21 protein-coding genes are annotated in these 16246 nt (G+C 66.0%); 12 read left to right on the forward strand and 9 right to left on the reverse strand.

The features are described 5' to 3' along the window. Positions 1-26: 26 nt before the first annotated feature. The gene (locus tag ODR01_RS14210; protein ID WP_316978334.1) at positions 27-266 is read left to right on the forward strand and encodes a BolA family protein; all 240 of its coding nucleotides are present in this window, start codon (positions 27-29) and stop codon (positions 264-266) included. 25 nt (positions 267-291) lie between these two features. Continuing rightward, positions 292-627 carry a Grx4 family monothiol glutaredoxin gene (gene grxD, locus ODR01_RS14215; protein WP_316978335.1) on the forward strand — a complete coding sequence of 112 codons (336 nt, stop codon included), beginning with the start codon at positions 292-294 and terminating at the stop codon, positions 625-627. A 230-nt stretch (positions 628-857) separates the two neighbouring features. Here grxD and rpsD read toward each other — a convergent pair whose 3' ends face one another. Further along, positions 858-1475: a 30S ribosomal protein S4 gene (gene rpsD / locus ODR01_RS14220; protein WP_316978336.1), complete on the reverse strand. Its 618-nt coding sequence runs from the start codon at positions 1473-1475 to the stop codon at positions 858-860. Positions 1476-1701: 226 nt separating this feature from the next. Between rpsD and ODR01_RS14225 the strand changes: the two genes are divergently transcribed. After that, positions 1702-1896: a hypothetical protein gene (locus tag ODR01_RS14225; protein WP_316978337.1), complete on the forward strand. Its 195-nt coding sequence runs from the start codon at positions 1702-1704 to the stop codon at positions 1894-1896. A 98-nt stretch (positions 1897-1994) separates the two neighbouring features. On the opposite strand, the gene ODR01_RS14230 is transcribed toward ODR01_RS14225, so the two are convergent. The 5 genes from ODR01_RS14230 to ODR01_RS14250 form a co-directional block, all read right to left on the reverse strand. After that, positions 1995-2558, reverse strand: coding sequence for an HNH endonuclease (locus tag ODR01_RS14230; protein WP_394356835.1), 564 nt, complete (start codon positions 2556-2558; stop codon positions 1995-1997). Positions 2559-2735: 177 nt separating this feature from the next. Continuing rightward, positions 2736-3407: an alpha/beta hydrolase gene (locus ODR01_RS14235; protein ID WP_316978339.1), complete on the reverse strand. Its 672-nt coding sequence runs from the start codon at positions 3405-3407 to the stop codon at positions 2736-2738. A 108-nt stretch (positions 3408-3515) separates the two neighbouring features. Beyond that, the gene (locus ODR01_RS14240; protein WP_316978340.1) at positions 3516-3797 is read right to left on the reverse strand and encodes a hypothetical protein; all 282 of its coding nucleotides are present in this window, start codon (positions 3795-3797) and stop codon (positions 3516-3518) included. A 101-nt stretch (positions 3798-3898) separates the two neighbouring features. Further along, positions 3899-4246 (reverse strand): MerR family transcriptional regulator, encoded by a 348-nt coding sequence (locus ODR01_RS14245; RefSeq protein ID WP_316978341.1) that lies wholly within the window; start codon positions 4244-4246, stop codon positions 3899-3901. Next, positions 4243-5166 (reverse strand): DnaJ C-terminal domain-containing protein, encoded by a 924-nt coding sequence (locus ODR01_RS14250; protein WP_316978342.1) that lies wholly within the window; start codon positions 5164-5166, stop codon positions 4243-4245. Before ODR01_RS14250 ends, ODR01_RS14245 begins: the two co-directional genes overlap by 4 nt. Positions 5167-5424: 258 nt before the next feature. Here ODR01_RS14250 and ODR01_RS14255 point away from each other — a divergent pair, with 258 nt between their 5' ends. The 7 genes from ODR01_RS14255 to gluQRS all read left to right on the forward strand — a co-directional run bounded on the left by ODR01_RS14255 (position 5425) and on the right by gluQRS (position 11323). Next, on the forward strand, positions 5425-5745 hold the full coding sequence (locus tag ODR01_RS14255) for a HigA family addiction module antitoxin (protein ID WP_316978343.1): 321 nt from the start codon (positions 5425-5427) through the stop codon (positions 5743-5745). A gap of 341 nt (positions 5746-6086) precedes the next feature. Then, on the forward strand, positions 6087-7049 hold the full coding sequence (locus ODR01_RS14260; protein ID WP_316978344.1) for a hypothetical protein: 963 nt from the start codon (positions 6087-6089) through the stop codon (positions 7047-7049). A gap of 629 nt (positions 7050-7678) precedes the next feature. After that, positions 7679-8944, forward strand: coding sequence for a cation:proton antiporter (locus tag ODR01_RS14265; protein ID WP_316978345.1), 1266 nt, complete (start codon positions 7679-7681; stop codon positions 8942-8944). A 96-nt stretch (positions 8945-9040) separates the two neighbouring features. Continuing rightward, positions 9041-9619, forward strand: coding sequence for a M23 family metallopeptidase (locus ODR01_RS14270; protein ID WP_316978346.1), 579 nt, complete (start codon positions 9041-9043; stop codon positions 9617-9619). A 71-nt stretch (positions 9620-9690) separates the two neighbouring features. Then, positions 9691-9951 (forward strand): type II toxin-antitoxin system prevent-host-death family antitoxin, encoded by a 261-nt coding sequence (locus tag ODR01_RS14275; RefSeq protein WP_316978347.1) that lies wholly within the window; start codon positions 9691-9693, stop codon positions 9949-9951. Continuing rightward, positions 9951-10361, forward strand: coding sequence for a hypothetical protein (locus tag ODR01_RS14280; RefSeq protein ID WP_316978348.1), 411 nt, complete (start codon positions 9951-9953; stop codon positions 10359-10361). The genes ODR01_RS14275 and ODR01_RS14280 overlap by 1 nt, the downstream gene beginning before the upstream one ends. A 2-nt stretch (positions 10362-10363) precedes the next feature. Continuing rightward, positions 10364-11323, forward strand: coding sequence for a tRNA glutamyl-Q(34) synthetase GluQRS (gluQRS, locus tag ODR01_RS14285; RefSeq protein ID WP_316978349.1), 960 nt, complete (start codon positions 10364-10366; stop codon positions 11321-11323). 82 nt (positions 11324-11405) lie between these two features. Here gluQRS and ODR01_RS14290 read toward each other — a convergent pair whose 3' ends face one another. Together ODR01_RS14290 and ODR01_RS14295 are read right to left on the reverse strand one after the other, a co-directional pair. After that, a complete protein-coding gene (locus ODR01_RS14290; RefSeq protein WP_316978350.1) occupies positions 11406-12302 on the reverse strand; it encodes a DUF4743 domain-containing protein in 897 nt (298 codons plus the stop codon). Between the two features lie 3 nt (positions 12303-12305). Further along, the gene (locus tag ODR01_RS14295; RefSeq protein ID WP_316978351.1) at positions 12306-12617 is read right to left on the reverse strand and encodes a hypothetical protein; all 312 of its coding nucleotides are present in this window, start codon (positions 12615-12617) and stop codon (positions 12306-12308) included. Positions 12618-12861: 244 nt separating this feature from the next. Here ODR01_RS14295 and ODR01_RS14300 point away from each other — a divergent pair, with 244 nt between their 5' ends. Beyond that, a complete protein-coding gene (locus ODR01_RS14300) occupies positions 12862-13329 on the forward strand; it encodes a FliG C-terminal domain-containing protein (protein ID WP_316978352.1) in 468 nt (155 codons plus the stop codon). Between the two features lie 60 nt (positions 13330-13389). Here ODR01_RS14300 and ODR01_RS14305 read toward each other — a convergent pair whose 3' ends face one another. Beyond that, positions 13390-13749, reverse strand: coding sequence for a GcrA family cell cycle regulator (locus tag ODR01_RS14305; protein ID WP_316978353.1), 360 nt, complete (start codon positions 13747-13749; stop codon positions 13390-13392). Between the two features lie 221 nt (positions 13750-13970). Here ODR01_RS14305 and scpA point away from each other — a divergent pair, with 221 nt between their 5' ends. Continuing rightward, positions 13971-16118, forward strand: a complete 2148-nt coding sequence (scpA, locus tag ODR01_RS14310) for a methylmalonyl-CoA mutase (protein WP_316978354.1) — start codon at positions 13971-13973, stop codon at positions 16116-16118. Positions 16119-16246: the final 128 nt, after the last annotated feature.

Genomic DNA, 16246 nt, shown 5'->3' on the forward strand with positions numbered 1-16246 from the left:
CGCCGCCTTGGCGGATGGAGGGTGTCATGGCAATGGATTCCGGCGAGATCGAACGCTTGATCAGGGAAGCGATTCCCGACGCCAAGGTGACTATCGAGGATCTGGCCGGCGACGGCGACCACTATGCCGCCCACGTCGTTTCGGGGGCGTTCAAGGGCCGCAGCCGGGTCCAGCAGCACCAGATGGTCTACGACGCCTTGAAGGGCCGCATGGGCGGTACGCTGCACGCACTCGCCTTGCAGACCAACGTGCCGGCCGACGCCTGAACGCAGCGGAGGAAAGACGGGAAAGATGAACGACAACGCGGTCTTCAAGCGCATTCAGCAGGAAATCGACGAGAACCCGGTGGTGGTCTTCATGAAGGGCACCCCGATGTTCCCGCAGTGCGGCTTCTCGGCCGCCGTGGTGCAGGCGCTTTCGCTGCTGGGCGTCAAGTTCAAGGGCATCGATGTGCTCACCGACCCGCCGATCCGCGAAGCCATCAAGTCCTTCAGCAACTGGCCGACCCTGCCGCAGCTCTACGTGAAGGGCGAATTCGTCGGCGGCGCCGACATCGTGCGCGAGATGTACGAATCGGGCGAACTGGCGGAATTCCTGAAAACCAAGGAAATCGCGCTCGCCGACTGAGCGCGGGGTTGTGCCCCCATCTTCCTCCCTCTCCGCCCCTTTGGGGGGGAGAGGGTTGGGGTGAGGTGGGGGAATCCCAGGCGACGGCGGCAACCCACCTCACCCTCCCGCGCCTCGGGCGCGGGCCCCTCCCTCTCCCCCCTGAAGGGCGGAGAGGGGCCGCTTCCCCCCAAAGCGAAAGGCCGCGCCCTTGCGGGTGCGGCCTTTGCCGAATTCTCTTTAACCGTCGGTCAGCGCGAGTAGTACTCGATCACCATGTTCGGTTCCATCTGGATCGGGTAGGGAATGTCGGCCAGCTTGGGAACGCGGGTGAACTTGCCGGTCATCTTGTTGAAGTCGACCTCGACGTAGTCGGGCACGTCGCGCTCGCCCGACTCGGCGGCTTCCAGCACCATCGCCATGGCGCGCGACTTCTCCTTGACCTCGATGACGTCGCCTTCCTTGACCAGGTAGGACGGAATGTTGACCCGCTTGCCATTGACCTTGACGTGGCCGTGGCTGACGAACTGGCGGGCGGCGAAAACGGTGGGCACGAACTTCATGCGGTAGACCACGGCGTCGAGCCGGCGCTCCAGGATGCCGACCAGATGTTCGGAGGTGTCACCGCGGCGCCGCGCCGCTTCCTGGTAATAGCGGCGGAACTGGCGTTCGCTGATGTTGCCGTAGTAGCCCTTGAGCTTCTGCTTGGCCGCCAACTGGAGCCCGAAATCCGAAGGCTTGCGCCCGCGCCGCTGGCCGTGCTGGCCGGGACGGTATTCGCGCTTGTTGAGCGAGCTTTTGGGGCGGCCCCACAGATTGACGCCGAATCGGCGGTTGATCTTGTACTTCGACTGCAAGCGTTTGGTCATGTATCAAAACCCATTTTTTCTGTTGTTTTATGTCCCAATAGTCCCTTGCGGGCGGGGCAATAAGCCCACGTTCTTGGGAATGAAGGGGGCGGAGTATACTCATGGCGGGCCGGATGTCAAACCCGGCCCGTTTTGGCCTGCTAATAATTGTCTTTCCAGGCTCATGCGCGTATCATGGCCTCTGGGGCAAACGAATGGGGGCAGCCATCGGGAGAGGATGACCGCCATGTCTACCGACGACGCGCAGACGACCGATCGGCCCAATCAAGCCCAACACCAAGAAAAACCAGCCATTTCCGATCCTCGCGACGACCTGCGCGGCCAAGTTGCCACGCATCGCCGCGAATTGCAGGATTTCTTCGCCCGCCGCCAAGTGTCGCCGTACGCCAAACGCGGGGTCAAGCGCATCTTCACGCACTGACCCTTCGAGACGAACCTGTCGGCTCTCCTCAGGGTGAGGTTCCACCAGGGTCCTCATCCTGGGCAGCCGGCGGAGATGGCCTGTCGAAGGACCCGCCCTCACGCCGATTCGAGTTCGGTATCCCAGTAGAGGAAGTCCCGCCAGCTTTCGTGCAGGAAGTTGGGCGGGAAGGCGCGGCCGTTCTGCTGCAACTCGTAGGCAGCCGGTTCGGCCGGCTTGCGCAGCGGGTAGACGCCGGTGGACCTCGGCAGCCGGTTGCCCTTCTTCAGGTTGCACGGCTCGCAGGCCGTGACCACGTTGTCCCACCGCGTGCGTCCGCCGCGCGAGCGCGGGATGACGTGATCGAAGGTCAGGCTCTCGGTCGGGAAGCGCTGGCCGCAGTACTGGCACGAGAACTTGTCGCGCAGGAACACGTTGAACCGGGTGAACGCCGGGCGACGGGCCAGCGGCACGTAGTCCTTGAGCGAAATGACGCTGGGCAGGCGCATTTCCCAGCTTGGCGAATGGATGGAACAGTCGTATTCGGAAACCACGGTGACGCGCCCCATGAACACCGCCTTGACGGCGTTCTGCCACGACCACAGCGACAGCGGGAAGTAGCTCAACGGCCGAAAGTCGGTGTTGAGAACCAGGGCTGGAAAGCTGTCGAGCGCGAGAGACACCAAAAATCTCCTACGTGACCGGCCGAAGAATACAACATGTTGTTGCCGTTGCCAAATGGCGCAAATTTGACGGTTTGGTGACGGGAGAGGGGTCACCACAGAGGTACAGAGACACAGAGATTTCTAAATGCGCGGGCAAAGCCCGCGCAACAAACCCGTCCTCTGTGTCTCTGTGGTTTAAACCCCGGCGGCCGCGAACGCCCGCGTCAGGAAGTCCTGGCCCAGTTCGATGCATTCCCCGTCGATGCCGTGCGGCAGGCCGGGGCGCGGGTGCGCCTCCACCGTCAGGCCGAGGGACTTGAGCCCGGCCTCGGCCTCGGCCAGGAAGGCGAAGGGCAGCACAGGGTCGTCGGTACCGTGGGTGAGCAGAACGGGCGGGGTCGAGCGCATCTCGGCCTTGAGTTTGTCGAGGCCCACCAGCAGGCCCGAATAGCTGACGATGCCAGCCATCGCACGTGCCCGGCGCAGCCCGACGTGCAGCGACATCATGGCCCCCTGGGAAAAGCCGATCAGCGCCAGGTTTTCGTCCGCCAGCCCGTCACGCGCCAGTTCGGCGTCGATGAAGGCGTTGAGCACGGGCGCCGCCCGCTCGGCCCCCAACAGGCGCGCCTCCTCGGTGAAGTCCTGCAAACTGAACCACTGATAGCCATAGGGTGCCATGTCGAAGGCATAGGGCGCGTTGGGGGAGATGAACCGGGCATGGGGCAGCGCCTTCTGGAAATAGGGGGCAAGCCCGATGAGGTCGTTGCCGTCGGCGCCCACCCCGTGCAGGAAGATGACGAGTTGCTGGGGCGCGCCGCCAGCCGCCGGGGGAACACTGGGTCCCGAAAGGGAAATGAGATCCGCCATCGCCTGCCTGCCCGCCCTGCCGTTTCACCAAAGATGCCGGCGAGTCCTAGCCGATGGGGCGGGGCGTTGTCACGCCTGGAATGGAGGGGGGGGCGGCGCCGCGGTCGTTCAGGCCGGACCGGCGGCGGGATCGACGCTTGGCCATGACGCGGCCTCGGCGACGTCGAAAAATCGCAGCTGGCCGTCGTCCTGCACGGCGTGCAGCAGTTCATGGCGGCGCCATAGGCCGCCCAACGCCTGGCCGAGAGGGACCAGGTCCATCGGCGTGCCGTCGTCCTTAAGTTGGCACCAGACTTCGGAGACGCTGCGGGGCTGGCGGAAATAGCCGTTCGCCCGCATCCGTTCGAGGCGATCAGCCGCCGCGACAGAGCCGTCCATGGAGATCGTCATTGCCCTTTCCTCCCTTCCGGTGTTTGTGAAAGAGGCACCTTGGACATGGTACGGGGCGGCCGCCCCGCGCAACCCCGGAATGACGATATAGCCGCCCGTGCTTACGAATCGGCGGCCGCGGGCGATCCGTCGTCCCGGCCCATCGCCGCAAGGATCGCCGCCTGAACCGCCTTGTCCTGCGCTTTTACCGCCGCGGTCAGCGAAAGCAGCTTTTGGCGGGTGTCGTAAAGCTGATCGACCAGCGACAGCACGACCGGCAGCAGGGTGGTGTCGACCTCCAGCTCGTAGTGCAGCGTGCAGATCAGCCGGACGCGCGCGCATTCCATGTCGGAGAAATAGAGCGTCCCGGCCTCCTCGGCCGGCGCCACCAGCTCCTCGTCGATCCAGGCATCGAGGTCGCCACGTTCAAGCCCGGCGATCGCCGCGCACAGCTCTTCGATGGGCATCATGACAGCATCTCCTTGCGCGGGTCCTCGGCGTTCTTCGGCTGCCAGGCCTCCAGAAACGCCGCCAGCTCGGGCTCCTCGGCGGCGGGCAGAACGACCTTGAGCGTGATCAGCAGATGCCCGCTCTCCCCTGTCTTGCGGTTGCGGATGCCCTTGCCGCGCAGGCGCAGCGTGGTGCCGGTGTTCGACCCCTTGGGGATGGTCATCGCCACCGGACCCTTGAGCGTCGGCACCTGGACCTGGGCGCCCAGCACCGCCTCCTTCACGGTCACCGGAAGCTCGACATGGATGTTGTCGTCCTTGCGGCGAAAGAACGGATGCGGCTCGACATGCAGCTCGACATAGGCATCGCCCGCCGGCCCGCCGCCGAAGCCCGGCATCCCCTGCCCCTTCAGCCGCAGCATCTGCCGATCCTGGGCGCCCTCGGGGATCTTCACCTGCAGGGTCTTGCCTTCCATGAGCGTGATCGTGCGCGTGGCGCCGTTGGCGGCATCCAGGAAGGCGACCGGCAGCACGGCGCTCACGTCCTGGCCGGGGGCCCGGAAGGCGCCCCGCGGCCGCCGCCCGCCGCCGCCGAACGCCTGGGCCAGGAATTCCTCCAGGTCCTCGTTGCTGGAAAAACCGTCGCGCGCCGCGTGCGAGGCATAGGCGGGGCCGTCGGCGAATTCGCGATAGAACCGCTCCTGCGGCCGCTGGGCGCCGCTGGCGTCGATCTCGCCGGCATCGAAGCGGCGGCGCTTTTCCTTGTCCTTGAGCAGGTCGTGGGCGCCCGAGATTTCCTTGAACCGCGACTCGGCCTCCTTGTCGGCCGGATGCAGGTCCGGATGGAACTTGCGGGCCAGCGTCTTGAACGCCTCCTTGATCTCCTTGTCGGTCGCCGAGCGGGCGACGCCGAGGGTCTCGTAAGGGTCCTTCATGACCATGATGCCTTTCACGCAACGCCGCTGACGGGAGCCCGGAGGGCCCCGCGGTCATCGGCACCGCCGAGGGTATCCCCGGCGCCGCCATTGCGCCAGCCCGTCACCGAGGGGCGGCGGGCGGCGCCTTCTGGATATGGGGGGCGAGGCCGGAGAGGGCGACGCCGCCGGGGGGCGCGCGCCGCGCGGGAAAGACGCGTCATCACCCCCTGAAAGCGGAACGGAACGGTGGTATGATCGCCGGCGACCCCCGAGGACCAGGCCATGGCAAAGAAGAAAACCGCAACGCCCCCGATCCATCCGGGCGAGATTCTCAAGGAGGAGTTTCTCATCCCCCATGGCCTCAACGCCAACCGCCTGGCGGTGGCCATCGGCGTGGCGCCGAACCGCATCACCGGCATCCTCAACGGCAGGCGCGCCATCAGCGGCGAGACGGCGATCCTGCTGGCCCGCGCCTTCGGGACGACGCCGGAATTCTGGATCAACCTCCAGGCCCACTACGACCTGGAACTGGCCCGCCTCCAGGTGACCGAGGAACGCGTCCAGGGAGCCGCCTCGCTGGCCCGGGAACTGCGCGTGGCGTGAACCGGGGAGAGGCGCAGGCCCCCCGCGCGATGCAGAGGCCTTAGTTCTCCCTTGTTGACGATGTGCCAACCTTCACCGCGAGAGGTCTTAAGAAGCTTCGCCAATCCGTGCCACGTAATTTCGACTCGATTGAAGGAGTATTCGTGGATTTCGATCAGCTTCATAGCTTGCTCCAATGCGGTTTCCCGTGCATTTAATTAACTGCTCAAAAGAGTTGCAGAGAACCATGTTTACGGGAATCACCGCAAAAACGCTCTTGCCTGCACCCGACGGCAAAGGGATTCAGGTGGTCTCGCTTGGCGGATAGGGGGAACGCCGCCGGCCAAATATAGGGGGAGAGAGTGGCACCATCGCATGGGGATGATGCGGATGGCGGCAGGGGGATTCAGCCAAGGAACTTTTCTCCGGGGCGCGGAACACGGACGCTGTGGCTCATCATCGATCTGATGATGGCCATTCCCCAATATGCCTTCCACATGTTCTGGGGAGGGCTATTCGGCTTCGCGGTCGGCGGAACGGCCGGACTCGTCATAGGCAGCGTCATCGGGATCATCACCAGTTCCGGCGTGCTATGGGTGACGGTCTATTACGTTAGTCAGGCCCGTCGATTCATGGCCTCGGAGATGGAGCGGCTCCACCGTCGATGGGTATTGAAGGAGGAGAAGCCGCAACCTCCAAGGCCCGCGCATGTCAATCTCGTCGGAGCCGTGTACACGTTCTTCGCCGGGTGCGAGGCCTTACTGATGATGATCGTGATTGTCCCGGGCTACGAGATTCTCGCCGAAAGCCACTCCGCCGCTTACCCGTTCCTCCAATCGTTCCTAAGTCCCGCAATCGACCAGTTCTTCGCGACATTTCCGTATCTCGATCATTGCTTCGAGCGTCTGTGGGCCGCCGGGCGGGGCGAGAGGGCGCTATTCATTCGTCTGGGCGTGGCGAGCATCTGGATCATTGGCATCTATGGGGCTGCCAAAGGCTGCCACGGCATGATCCAAGGGTGGGTATATCATTTCCGCTACATGCGGCTTGCCCGCTTTGAAATCATAAGAAAACAAGAATTTGCTGTTCTCGCGCTTTCTGCTATATGCTTTATACTATTGGTGACATGTATTGGTACATTTACATGGAATGCTGAATTAACATTCTTGAATATTAAGTCTATTCCTAATGTTTCCTCATATAGCTATTATGGATTTCTACAATATTCCAAAAATTTAACTGCAACATTATTTGAAGTATCCGTAGGATTCGTGGCATTTCTGTCCTTTATGATCGCATCGCCGGCCGTGTTTTCAGAGGATTAACCATAGTCGCCCTGATTGATATCACTCAGCTTGACTCGGGTTGGAGCGCTCCTCGGCGCGAGCCCGGCCGAGGAATTACATGCCCTGTCGGTGGGAGGGAGGCTGCCGGTGGTCGGCAGCCTCCACACTACAAGCGTGGCGTCAGTGACGAACACAAATCTTGAACGCCTTCTTGCCAAAATCCTTGGCGTATATGCGCTTTCCGTTCCGGGTGATCCAGGCACGGAAGATGAATTTCTTACCGTCCGAGGGCCGCTCGTCGGGTGACTCTGATACGCGAAATTTGGACATAGGGAGAGTTCCTTTCCATCATTGGCCCACGATAGGGCCGGGATACGGCGTCTCACGACGCGGTGGCGCACCACTCAGAGTACGATAGTCACATTACCCGGAATTCGAGAACATTGCAAGAACAACGACGGACGGAACCACACCCAACCCGGCCGACCAGCCCCAGACAGTCGCGCACGCGCGGCAGCACCTGCTCCACAAGCTAGCCTTCTCCTTCTTCCAGCCCTCCCCCGGGAACACCCTGCCCCCTCCCGCACTTAATCCCCCGGCGGCCGGGTGGTCCGGCGGCCGTTTGCCGGCCGGCCGGGCCGGGCTTGCCTGCCCGGGAGTCGCCCTCCATGGACCCCTACATCGCCGTCCTCACCGGCTTCGGCCTGGTTGTGCTGCTGACCGCCTGGCTGCCGATGGTGCTGCGCGAACTGCCGCTGTCGCTGCCCATCGCCTGCCTCGCCATCGGCGCCGCCGTGTTCGCGCTGCCCGGCGTGCCCGGCGTGCCCGACACTCCGCCGCGCCCGGCCGACCACCTGGAGATCACCGAACGGGCCACCGAGATGGTCGTCATCGTCGCCCTGATGGGGGCCGGGCTCAAGCTCGACCGCGCGCTGGGATGGAAATCGGCGGCGCTGACCTGGCGGCTGCTGGCGCTCGCCATGCCGCTCACCATCCTGGCCCTGGCGCTCCTCGCCCACGCAACCCTGGGAGTCGACCTTGCCGCGGCGCTGCTGCTGGCGGCCGCCCTGGCGCCGACCGACCCGGTGCTGGCCAGCGACGTGCAGGTCGGTCCGCCGCACGAAGGCGAGGAGGACAAGGTGCGCTATGCGCTGACCTCGGAAGCCGGGCTCAACGACGGGCTGGCCTTTCCCTTCGTCAACCTGGCCCTGGCGTTGGCCATCGCCGCCGACACCGGCGAGCCGTGGCTGGCCGACTGGCTCCTGGTCGACGTTGCGTGGAAGCTGGCCTCCGGGCTGGTGGTCGGCGTGCTGATCGGGCGCGGGCTCGGCTGGCTGACCTTCAGGCTGCCCGACCGGGCCCGGCTTTCCAGCACCGGGGACGGCTTCGTCGCGCTCGGCATCACCGCCGTCGCCTATGGGCTCACCGAGGCCATCCACGGCTATGGCTTCATCGCCGTCTTCGTCGCCGCCGTCGCCTTCCGGGCGGTGGAGCGCCGCCACCGCTATCACGCCACGCTGCACGACTTCATCGAACAACTGGAGCGCCTGCTGATGATGGCGCTGCTGGTGCTGCTGGGCGGCGCCGTGTCGGCGGGCGGGCTGCTCACCGCGCTGGACTGGCGGGTGTGGCTGTTCGCGCTGGCGGCGATTTTCGTGGTGCGCCCGGCCACCGCCTGGATCAGCCTGCTGGGATGCCCCCGGCCGGCCCACGAGCGCGCCGTCGTCGCCTTCTTCGGGGTGCGCGGGCTGGGCTCCGTCTATTACCTGGCCTATGGCCTGGGTCACGCCGGCTTCGCGGTGGAGGCCCCGGCGCTGTGGGGCGCGGCGGCCCTGGTGATCGTGCTTTCCATCGTCGTCCACGGGATGACGGTGACCCCGGTGATGCGGGCGCTCTACCGGCGCGGCGGGGACAGCCGGCCGGGGCCGCCATGACGGCGGCCCCACTTTGCGCTATCGTCGCTTCCGGCTTGTTGTCGCAAGCCGGCAATCGCCCCCGCAGAGGGGTGAACCCAACGGGAGGAAAGCGCCTTGAAAAAAGCGGTGGTCGTCATCCTGCTGTCCGTGTTCCTGCCTTCCTGCGTCACGCCCCAGTCGCAGGGCCCCTTTATCGTGGGCAAGCCCTGGGGCGGCCCCGCCCCTTACGGCGAAAGGGTCCATCCGGGCATCGACTACGACATCCCCACCGGCGCGCCGGTCGTCGCCGTTTCCAACGGCAAGGTCGTTCACATCGGCGACCTGGGGGCCGACGGCCTTGAAATCGTCGTCATGCACGGCCCCCACTTCAAGTCGCTCTATGCCCATATGAGCACGGTCGCGGTCGCCACCGGGCAGATGGTGAAACGCGGGCAGTTCCTGGGGCTGTCGGGCGAATCAAACAGTTACGGCAAGCCGAAATATGCCCATCTCCACTTCGGGATCTGCAAGAACGGGCCGGGCCTCGACTGCCACAATGTCTCGGCCTCCTTCGACCCCAACCTGTTCTGGCTGGGCGGGCAACCCCGGTGCTTCGAGCCGCGGACGGACTATTCCATCTACCCCCAGAACGCCATCACCCTGCCGCTGGCCTGCGGGGAGCACGGAAAAGCCCTGCGGCCGGGAGCGTCCTGATGGAGCCCCCTTGAAGGGCCGTGTCGTTTGCTGTATATTACAGCAATGCTGTATATAGGGGGCCGATAGCCATGGGCAAGCGCACGTACTCGACGAGCGATCTCTCCCGCAAGTCCGGCAACATCATCGCCGATGCCCTGCGCTCGCCGGTTACCATCACCCAGCGCAACAAGCCGCGCCTCGTCATCCTGAACATCGAGGACTATCAGCGTCTCAAAGCGAAGGCGGACCCGCGCAAGGCCGGCACCCTCGGCACCATGCCCGAAGACCTGCTGCTTGAGATCGAGCACGCCGTTGAGACCTTTGCCAAGGACGACCGGGCGGACGGCTGATGGGCTTCGAGGAAATCCAGACGGCGTGCGTCATTCGCTACGCCTATGTGTGGTCGCACGAGGCGGCGCGGGGCGAGACCGAAGGGCGCAAGGCGCGGCCTGTCGCCGTCGGGGTCCGGCTTCCTCGTCCGGACGGCGACGGGCTGGTCCTTTTCCCCATCACCACCAAGGAACCGGACGCCGGGCGCTTCGCGGTCGAGATTCCCGACATCGAGAAACGTCGCGGCGGTTTGGAAACGGGCGTGCGCCTGTGGATCATCCTCGACGACTACAACGAGGATGTCATCGGACGTTCCTTCTATCTGGAGCCGGAGCCTCCGTTGGGCCAATTCAGCCGCGCGTTTTTCCTGCCCGTCATGCGCGCCTTCATCGCGCGTAAAAGGCAGGCCAAGGGGCTCAAGCGCCGCTGACGATGACCGCGCCCGCCCCATCCTCGTCCGCCTGCCCCGTCACCCGCTTCGCGCCGAGCCCGACCGGGCATCTGCACCTTGGGCACGCCGCCTCGGCGCTGCTGGCCTTCGGCGCCGCCCGCGAAGGCGGCGGGCGGTTCATCCTGCGCATCGAGGACATCGACGCCACCCGCTGCCGCCGCGAGTTCGAGGCCGCCATCCTCGAGGACCTGGCCTGGCTGGGGCTTTCGTGGGAAACACCGGTGCGCCGGCAATCCGCGCACATGGCCGATTACGGCGAGGCCCTGGCGGCACTTAAGGCCCGCGGGCTTCTCTATCCCTGCTTCTGCACGCGCGCCGGCATCGCGCGCGAAATCGCCGGCGCGGCAGGCGCCCCGCACGGCCCCGACGGGCCGGTCTATCCCGGCACCTGCCGGCACCTCCCGGTGGGCGAGCGGGCGCGGCGCATCGCGGCCGGCGAGCCTCACGCCTGGCGGCTCGACGTCGGGGCGGCCGTCGCCCAGACCGGGCCGCTGGAATGGGAGGACGAGGGGCGCGGGCGCGTCATCGCCGAGCCGGCGATGTTCGGCGACGTCGTGCTGGCCCGCAAGGAGACGCCGGCCAGCTACCACCTGGCGGTGACGGTCGACGACGCCTTGCAGGGGATCACCCTGGTGACGCGCGGCGTCGACCTCTTCGCCGCCACCCACGTGCACCGCCTCTTGCAGGCGCTATTGGGGCTCCCGACGCCCCATTACCACCATCACCCGCTGCTGTTGGACGAAACCGGCAAGCGCTTTGCCAAGCGCGACAAGTCCCTCACCCTGCGCGCGCTGCGCGAGGCGGGGCGGACGCCGGAGGATGTCAGGGAGATGATCGCCCGCTGCCGGACGGCGGCGAACCTTCCCGTCACCCCCGCGCAGGCGGGGGTCCAGAACGAGCGACGGAGCGGTGGCCCTGGATTCCCGCCTTCGCGGGAATGACGATTAAGGGTCGGCGGCGGGGTGAGGGGGAAGGGAAGGAAGTCGTGGATGGCCGGGTCAAGCCCGGCCATGACGGCACCTTTTAAGCGCCATGCCCGGACTTGACCCGGGCATCCACGTCTTTTTGACTCACCCCCCCGCGCAGGCCGCGGATGAGGGTTTCGTATTCGGGGTGGTCGGGCTCGATCAAGCCGTGGCGGATCAGGAAGTCGATGACCACCAGCGCGCAGTTGAACTTGAAGTCGTCGGTATCGCGCACCCGCTCCGCCACCTTCTCGATCGGCCACAGTTCGAAGGCCGCCACCTCGCCGTCGGCGTTGACCGGCGTGAAATCGGGCGGCAGTTCGAGGTCGTAGATGAACTCGACGTCGCGGCGCAGGCCCTCGGCCCGCTCGGTGCAATAGGCAATCGCCCCTACCCCCACCGCACCGGCCGCCAAGCCCGGCGGGATGGCGGCTTCCTCGCCACATTCCTTGATCAGGTTCTTCCTCAATGACAAGCCGGCCGGCTGGCCGCCGGCCACGATCTGGTCCAACTTGCCGGGCGCCATGGCCCGGTCCATGGCCCTTCTCGCCACCCACATCAAAAACTGGCCGCCGTCCCTGACATAGCCGTTGAGGTGCACGCCGTAGCCGCGCACGCCGAAACGGGGCACGGCGGCCCGCTCGATGGTGAAGGCCGCCGGCGAGGAAAAGCCGGTACCGACAGGGAACGCCTCGCCCCGCCAGGCCGGGAACATCCCTTCGGCCTTGAGTTCGCGCAGGGCGCCGTCGACGGCCGCGGTGCGGGCGGCGAAGCCGCTCAGGCCCTCATGCAGATGGACGGCGCCGCCGCCGACCGTGAAGACCTGGGGGAAGCGCTTGAGCGTGTCGGCAAAGCCGCGCTCGATCAGCCCCATCTCGGTGCCGTCGACCCCGAGCGGCACATAGCGCGCGGGGTCGAACACCTGGCATTCGGCGATGCGCTCGGAAAAGCTCAAGGGCTAGGCCGCCTCGCCCGCCGCGGTGGCTCGGCGCTTTTCCGAGGTCAGCACGCAGGAAACCGAGACCAGTTGGCGCAGGCATTGGGCCAGGCGCTCGGCCATCGCCGGTTCGAGGTTGGCCACCTGGACGTCGATCTGCAGTTCGCTGGCGTCCTCGCCATAGAGCGTGCTGTACCACACGGCGGGGATCAGGCCGCGGCGGGTGAAAACCTCGAGCACGCGCGGCATCACCGAGGGATCGGCCGGCGCGTGGACGGAATAACAGGCGGTACTGCGTTGGGGGAAGGCCCCGGTCTGGGCGGATGCGGACATGATAATAGCGACTTCCTATCCTGGAGGCGAAATGGGCGCGCGTTCCCGGACCTCAAGCGAGGGCCGGGCCCGTAATTCGCCGAATTTCGATCGCCAGGATGGTCAGTCGCTTATTCATGCCCACATCATAAGCCGCTTTTTTCGCCGCGGTCAAGCCGGCGGCATGGCGCCGCTTGTCACGGCAACCCGCCTGTGCCAGCCTGTCCCCAACCGCCCGACGAAACAAAACGGCGTGAGGGAAGCCATGAAGATCAGCGTTGAAAAGGCGCCGCAGGGCGGTGTCACGCTCGCCTTCGACGACACCTGCGTCGCGCTCAACGCCGCCGAAACCAAAACCCTGCTGTTGGAGTTGACCCGGGCCCTGGTGCCGGGCCCGGCCGTCGCCGTCACGGCGCGCAAGCTGGCCGAACGGGTGGCCGACCTGATCAAGGCCGGCGGCGACATCGGCATCCAGCGGCTGCTGCGGGTGGCCGAGCACGACGACCTGCTGGTGCTGCTGAAGTTCGGCGAGGGCGACGCCAGGCTGCTGGCCCGCATCTACGGCAACATGACCGAAAAGTCGCGCCGCATCTACGCCGAGGACTTGGCCTACCGCTTCAAGGACGGGGTGCCCGAGGACCTGCTGGGCCGTGCCGCCAACCGCCTGGCCGTCGCCGTGCGCGACCTTGAGGAAGAAGGCGCGTTTGCCACCGGTCCCCAGCCGAACGGGTGACGACGGCCTTCCGAGCTCAACAAGCTGTCATGGCCGCGACGGATAAATTGGCGTTGAAGCTTAGGCCGCCTCGGTTTCCTTGCGGTCCTTGCCGCTGACGTAGGCCTTGGCGCAATGCTCGGGGCAATAGGGCTTGCTTGGCACCGCCGTCTTGCCGCAGAAACGGAACTCCGCGGTGCCCGGCTCGCCGATCGGCCAGCAGCACATCCCGGCGCGAAGCTCGTTCAGGCGGATGACGCGGGAGATCTCGGGCTTTTTGCGGATGGGCGATTGGCGTTTGGAAAGGCCCATGCGGTGGGCCTTGCCCACCACGGCGTTCTTGGTCGTGCCCAGCAGACGGCCGATTTCGCTGGTCGGGAGCCCTTCGTTCCAAAGGCGGATGAGGTCTTTAATCTGCTCGTTCGTCCACTCGATGGTCATCTTTTTTCAACGTCTTTTCGTGGGCCGGACCGTGCCGGAAATCCGGCACCCCACAGAACTACAATACTTGGCAGAGGGTGGCAAGGGGTGCCCCGGGCCGACCCCGCCCGGCCCTCCGAAATGCTTCGGAAATTCCCCGATTTCGTGGGCCGGCGAAAGATTATTCGCGAGGCCGCCGCAGTCTTCTATACTGGCCCCAGGCAACCCTAGGGAGCGCGGCAATGACGGGTTCCAGCAAGGAAAGGTTGGCGGCGTGGCGCGAGCTGGCGGCCCGCGAGTTGGGCGGGCGGGCGCCCGAGGACCTCGCCTGGATGACCCCCGAGGGCATCGCGGTCAAGCCGCTCTATACCGCCGCCGATCTCGAAGGCATGGCCGATATCGACACCCTGCCCGGCCTCGCCCCTTTTGTGCGAGGGCCCTATGCTACCATGTTCGCCAACCGGCCGTGGACGGTGCGCCAGTACGCCGGCTTCTCGACCCCTGAGGAAACCAACGCCTTCTTCCGCGCCAACCTGGCGGCCGGCCAGAAGGGCCTGTCGGTGGCCTTCGATCTGGCCACCCACCGCGGCTACGATTCCGATCATCCCCGGGTCGAGGGCGACGTCGGCAAGGCTGGCGTGGCCATCGATTCCGTCGAGGACATGAAGATTCTGTTCGACGGCATCCCGCTGGATCGGATGAGCGTGTCGATGACCATGAACGGCGCCGTGCTGCCGGTACTGGCCGGCTTCATCGTCGCCGCCGAGGAACAGGGGGTGCCGGCGGAGAAGCTCACCGGCACCATCCAGAACGACATCCTCAAGGAGTTCATGGTCAGGAACACCTACATCTATCCCCCCGCCCCCAGCATGCGCATCGTCGCCGACATCATCGCCTATACCGCCCGCCACATGCCCCGCTTCAACTCCATCTCGATTTCCGGCTACCACATGCAGGAAGCCGGCGCCACGGCGGTGCAGGAGCTGGCTTTCACGCTGGCCGACGGTCTGGAATACGTGCGGGCCGCCCTTGGGCGCGGGCTCCATGTGGACGCCTTCGCCCCCCGGCTCAGCTTCTTCTTCGCCATCGGCATGAACTTTTTCATGGAGGTCGCCAAGCTGCGCGCCGCGCGGTTGCTGTGGGCCGAGATGATGGCGCCGTTTGCGCCCGCCGACCCGCGTTCCTCGATGCTGCGCACCCATTGCCAGACCTCGGGCGTGTCGCTAGCCGAGCACGACGCCTACAACAACGTCGTGCGCACCACCATCGAGGCGATGGCCGCCGTGCTGGGCGGCACCCAGAGCCTGCACACCAACGCCTTGGACGAGGCGATGGCGCTGCCTACCCCGTTCTCGGCCCGGATTGCCAGGAACACCCAGATCATTCTCGCCGAGGAGACCGGCATCCCCCACGTCATCGATCCCCTGGGCGGCAGCTATTACGTCGAGAGCCTGACCCGCTCGCTGGCCACCGAGGCGAGGAAGCTGATCGCCGAGGTGGAGGCGCTGGGCGGCATGACCAGAGCGGTCGAGGCCGGCATGCCGAAAAGCCGCATCGAGGAGGCGGCGGCACGGCGCCAGGCGCGCATCGACAAGGGGCAAGACGTGGTGGTGGGGGTCAACAGGTACCGCCCCGAGAAGGACGAGCCGATCGCGCTGTTGGAGGTCGACAACACTGCCGTCCGGGAATCCCAGATCGCCCGCCTGAAAAAAGTGCGGGCGGGACGCGACGAGGCGGCCTGCCAAGCGGCGCTGGCCGCCCTGACGGCGGCGGCCGCCTCGGGCGAGGGCAACCTGCTGGCGCTCTCGGTGACGGCGGCCCGGGCGCGGGCCTCGGTGGGGGAGATCTCCGACGCGCTGGAAAAGGTGTTCACCCGCTATCGGGCGCGCGTGCGCTCGGTCTCGGGGGTCTACGGCGCTCTTTTCGAGGACGACGCTGCGTTCGGGGAGATCAGGAGGAGGGTGGCGGAATTCGCCGAGGAGGAGGGAAGACGGCCGCGCATGCTGGTGGTCAAGCTGGGCCAGGACGGCCATGACCGCGGCGCCAAGGTGATCGCCACGGCGTTCGCCGACATCGGCTTCGACGTCGACGTCGGCCCGCTGTTCGAGACGCCGGCCGAGGCGGCGCGCGCAGCAGCCGAGAATGACGTCCACGTCGTCGGCGTCTCGACCCAGGCCGGCGGCCACAGGACTCTGGTGCCGCAACTGATCGCGGAACTGAAGAAGGCCGATGCCGCCGAGATCGCGGTGGTCATCGGCGGCATCGTGCCGCCCCAGGACCACGCGGCGCTGAAAGCGGCGGGCGTCGCCGCCATCTTCGGCCCCGGCACCCACATCCCGACGGCGGCGGCGGAGATTCTGGAGATCCTGCGCAAGCGGGCGGCGGCGTGACGACGGCGCCAAGACCCGATATGCCGAAGGAAATCGGCCCTCACGAAGGCCGGGAATTGGGGCTCATGCTGGCCGGCGAGAAACCGCTCGCCATGTTTTCGGATATCGTTCCATCGAGTTACGAATGG

It is taken from the genome of Shumkonia mesophila (assembly GCF_026163695.1).
Taxonomy (GTDB): domain Bacteria; phylum Pseudomonadota; class Alphaproteobacteria; order Rhodospirillales; family Shumkoniaceae; genus Shumkonia; species Shumkonia mesophila.

What these genes read in the sequence shown, in the direction of transcription:
- grxD (WP_316978335.1), top strand. Translation starts at nt 292, where the DNA reads ATGAACGACAACGCGGTCTTCAAGCGCATTCAGCAGGAAATCGACGAG.
- ODR01_RS14295 (WP_316978351.1), bottom strand. Translation starts at nt 12,617, where the DNA reads ATGTCCGCATCCGCCCAGACCGGGGCCTTCCCCCAACGCAGTACCGCC.
- ODR01_RS14300 (WP_316978352.1), top strand. Translation starts at nt 12,862, where the DNA reads ATGAAGATCAGCGTTGAAAAGGCGCCGCAGGGCGGTGTCACGCTCGCC.
- ODR01_RS14210 (WP_316978334.1), top strand. Translation starts at nt 27, where the DNA reads ATGGCAATGGATTCCGGCGAGATCGAACGCTTGATCAGGGAAGCGATT.
- ODR01_RS14255 (WP_316978343.1), top strand. Translation starts at nt 5,425, where the DNA reads ATGGCAAAGAAGAAAACCGCAACGCCCCCGATCCATCCGGGCGAGATT.
- ODR01_RS14225 (WP_316978337.1), top strand. Translation starts at nt 1,702, where the DNA reads ATGTCTACCGACGACGCGCAGACGACCGATCGGCCCAATCAAGCCCAA.
- ODR01_RS14265 (WP_316978345.1), top strand. Translation starts at nt 7,679, where the DNA reads ATGGACCCCTACATCGCCGTCCTCACCGGCTTCGGCCTGGTTGTGCTG.
- gluQRS (WP_316978349.1), top strand. Translation starts at nt 10,364, where the DNA reads ATGACCGCGCCCGCCCCATCCTCGTCCGCCTGCCCCGTCACCCGCTTC.
- ODR01_RS14275 (WP_316978347.1), top strand. Translation starts at nt 9,691, where the DNA reads ATGGGCAAGCGCACGTACTCGACGAGCGATCTCTCCCGCAAGTCCGGC.
- rpsD (WP_316978336.1), bottom strand. Translation starts at nt 1,475, where the DNA reads ATGACCAAACGCTTGCAGTCGAAGTACAAGATCAACCGCCGATTCGGC.
- ODR01_RS14250 (WP_316978342.1), bottom strand. Translation starts at nt 5,166, where the DNA reads ATGGTCATGAAGGACCCTTACGAGACCCTCGGCGTCGCCCGCTCGGCG.
- ODR01_RS14235 (WP_316978339.1), bottom strand. Translation starts at nt 3,407, where the DNA reads ATGGCGGATCTCATTTCCCTTTCGGGACCCAGTGTTCCCCCGGCGGCT.
- scpA (WP_316978354.1), top strand. Translation starts at nt 13,971, where the DNA reads ATGACGGGTTCCAGCAAGGAAAGGTTGGCGGCGTGGCGCGAGCTGGCG.
- ODR01_RS14245 (WP_316978341.1), bottom strand. Translation starts at nt 4,246, where the DNA reads ATGATGCCCATCGAAGAGCTGTGCGCGGCGATCGCCGGGCTTGAACGT.
- ODR01_RS14280 (WP_316978348.1), top strand. Translation starts at nt 9,951, where the DNA reads ATGGGCTTCGAGGAAATCCAGACGGCGTGCGTCATTCGCTACGCCTAT.
- ODR01_RS14305 (WP_316978353.1), bottom strand. Translation starts at nt 13,749, where the DNA reads ATGACCATCGAGTGGACGAACGAGCAGATTAAAGACCTCATCCGCCTT.
- ODR01_RS14240 (WP_316978340.1), bottom strand. Translation starts at nt 3,797, where the DNA reads ATGACGATCTCCATGGACGGCTCTGTCGCGGCGGCTGATCGCCTCGAA.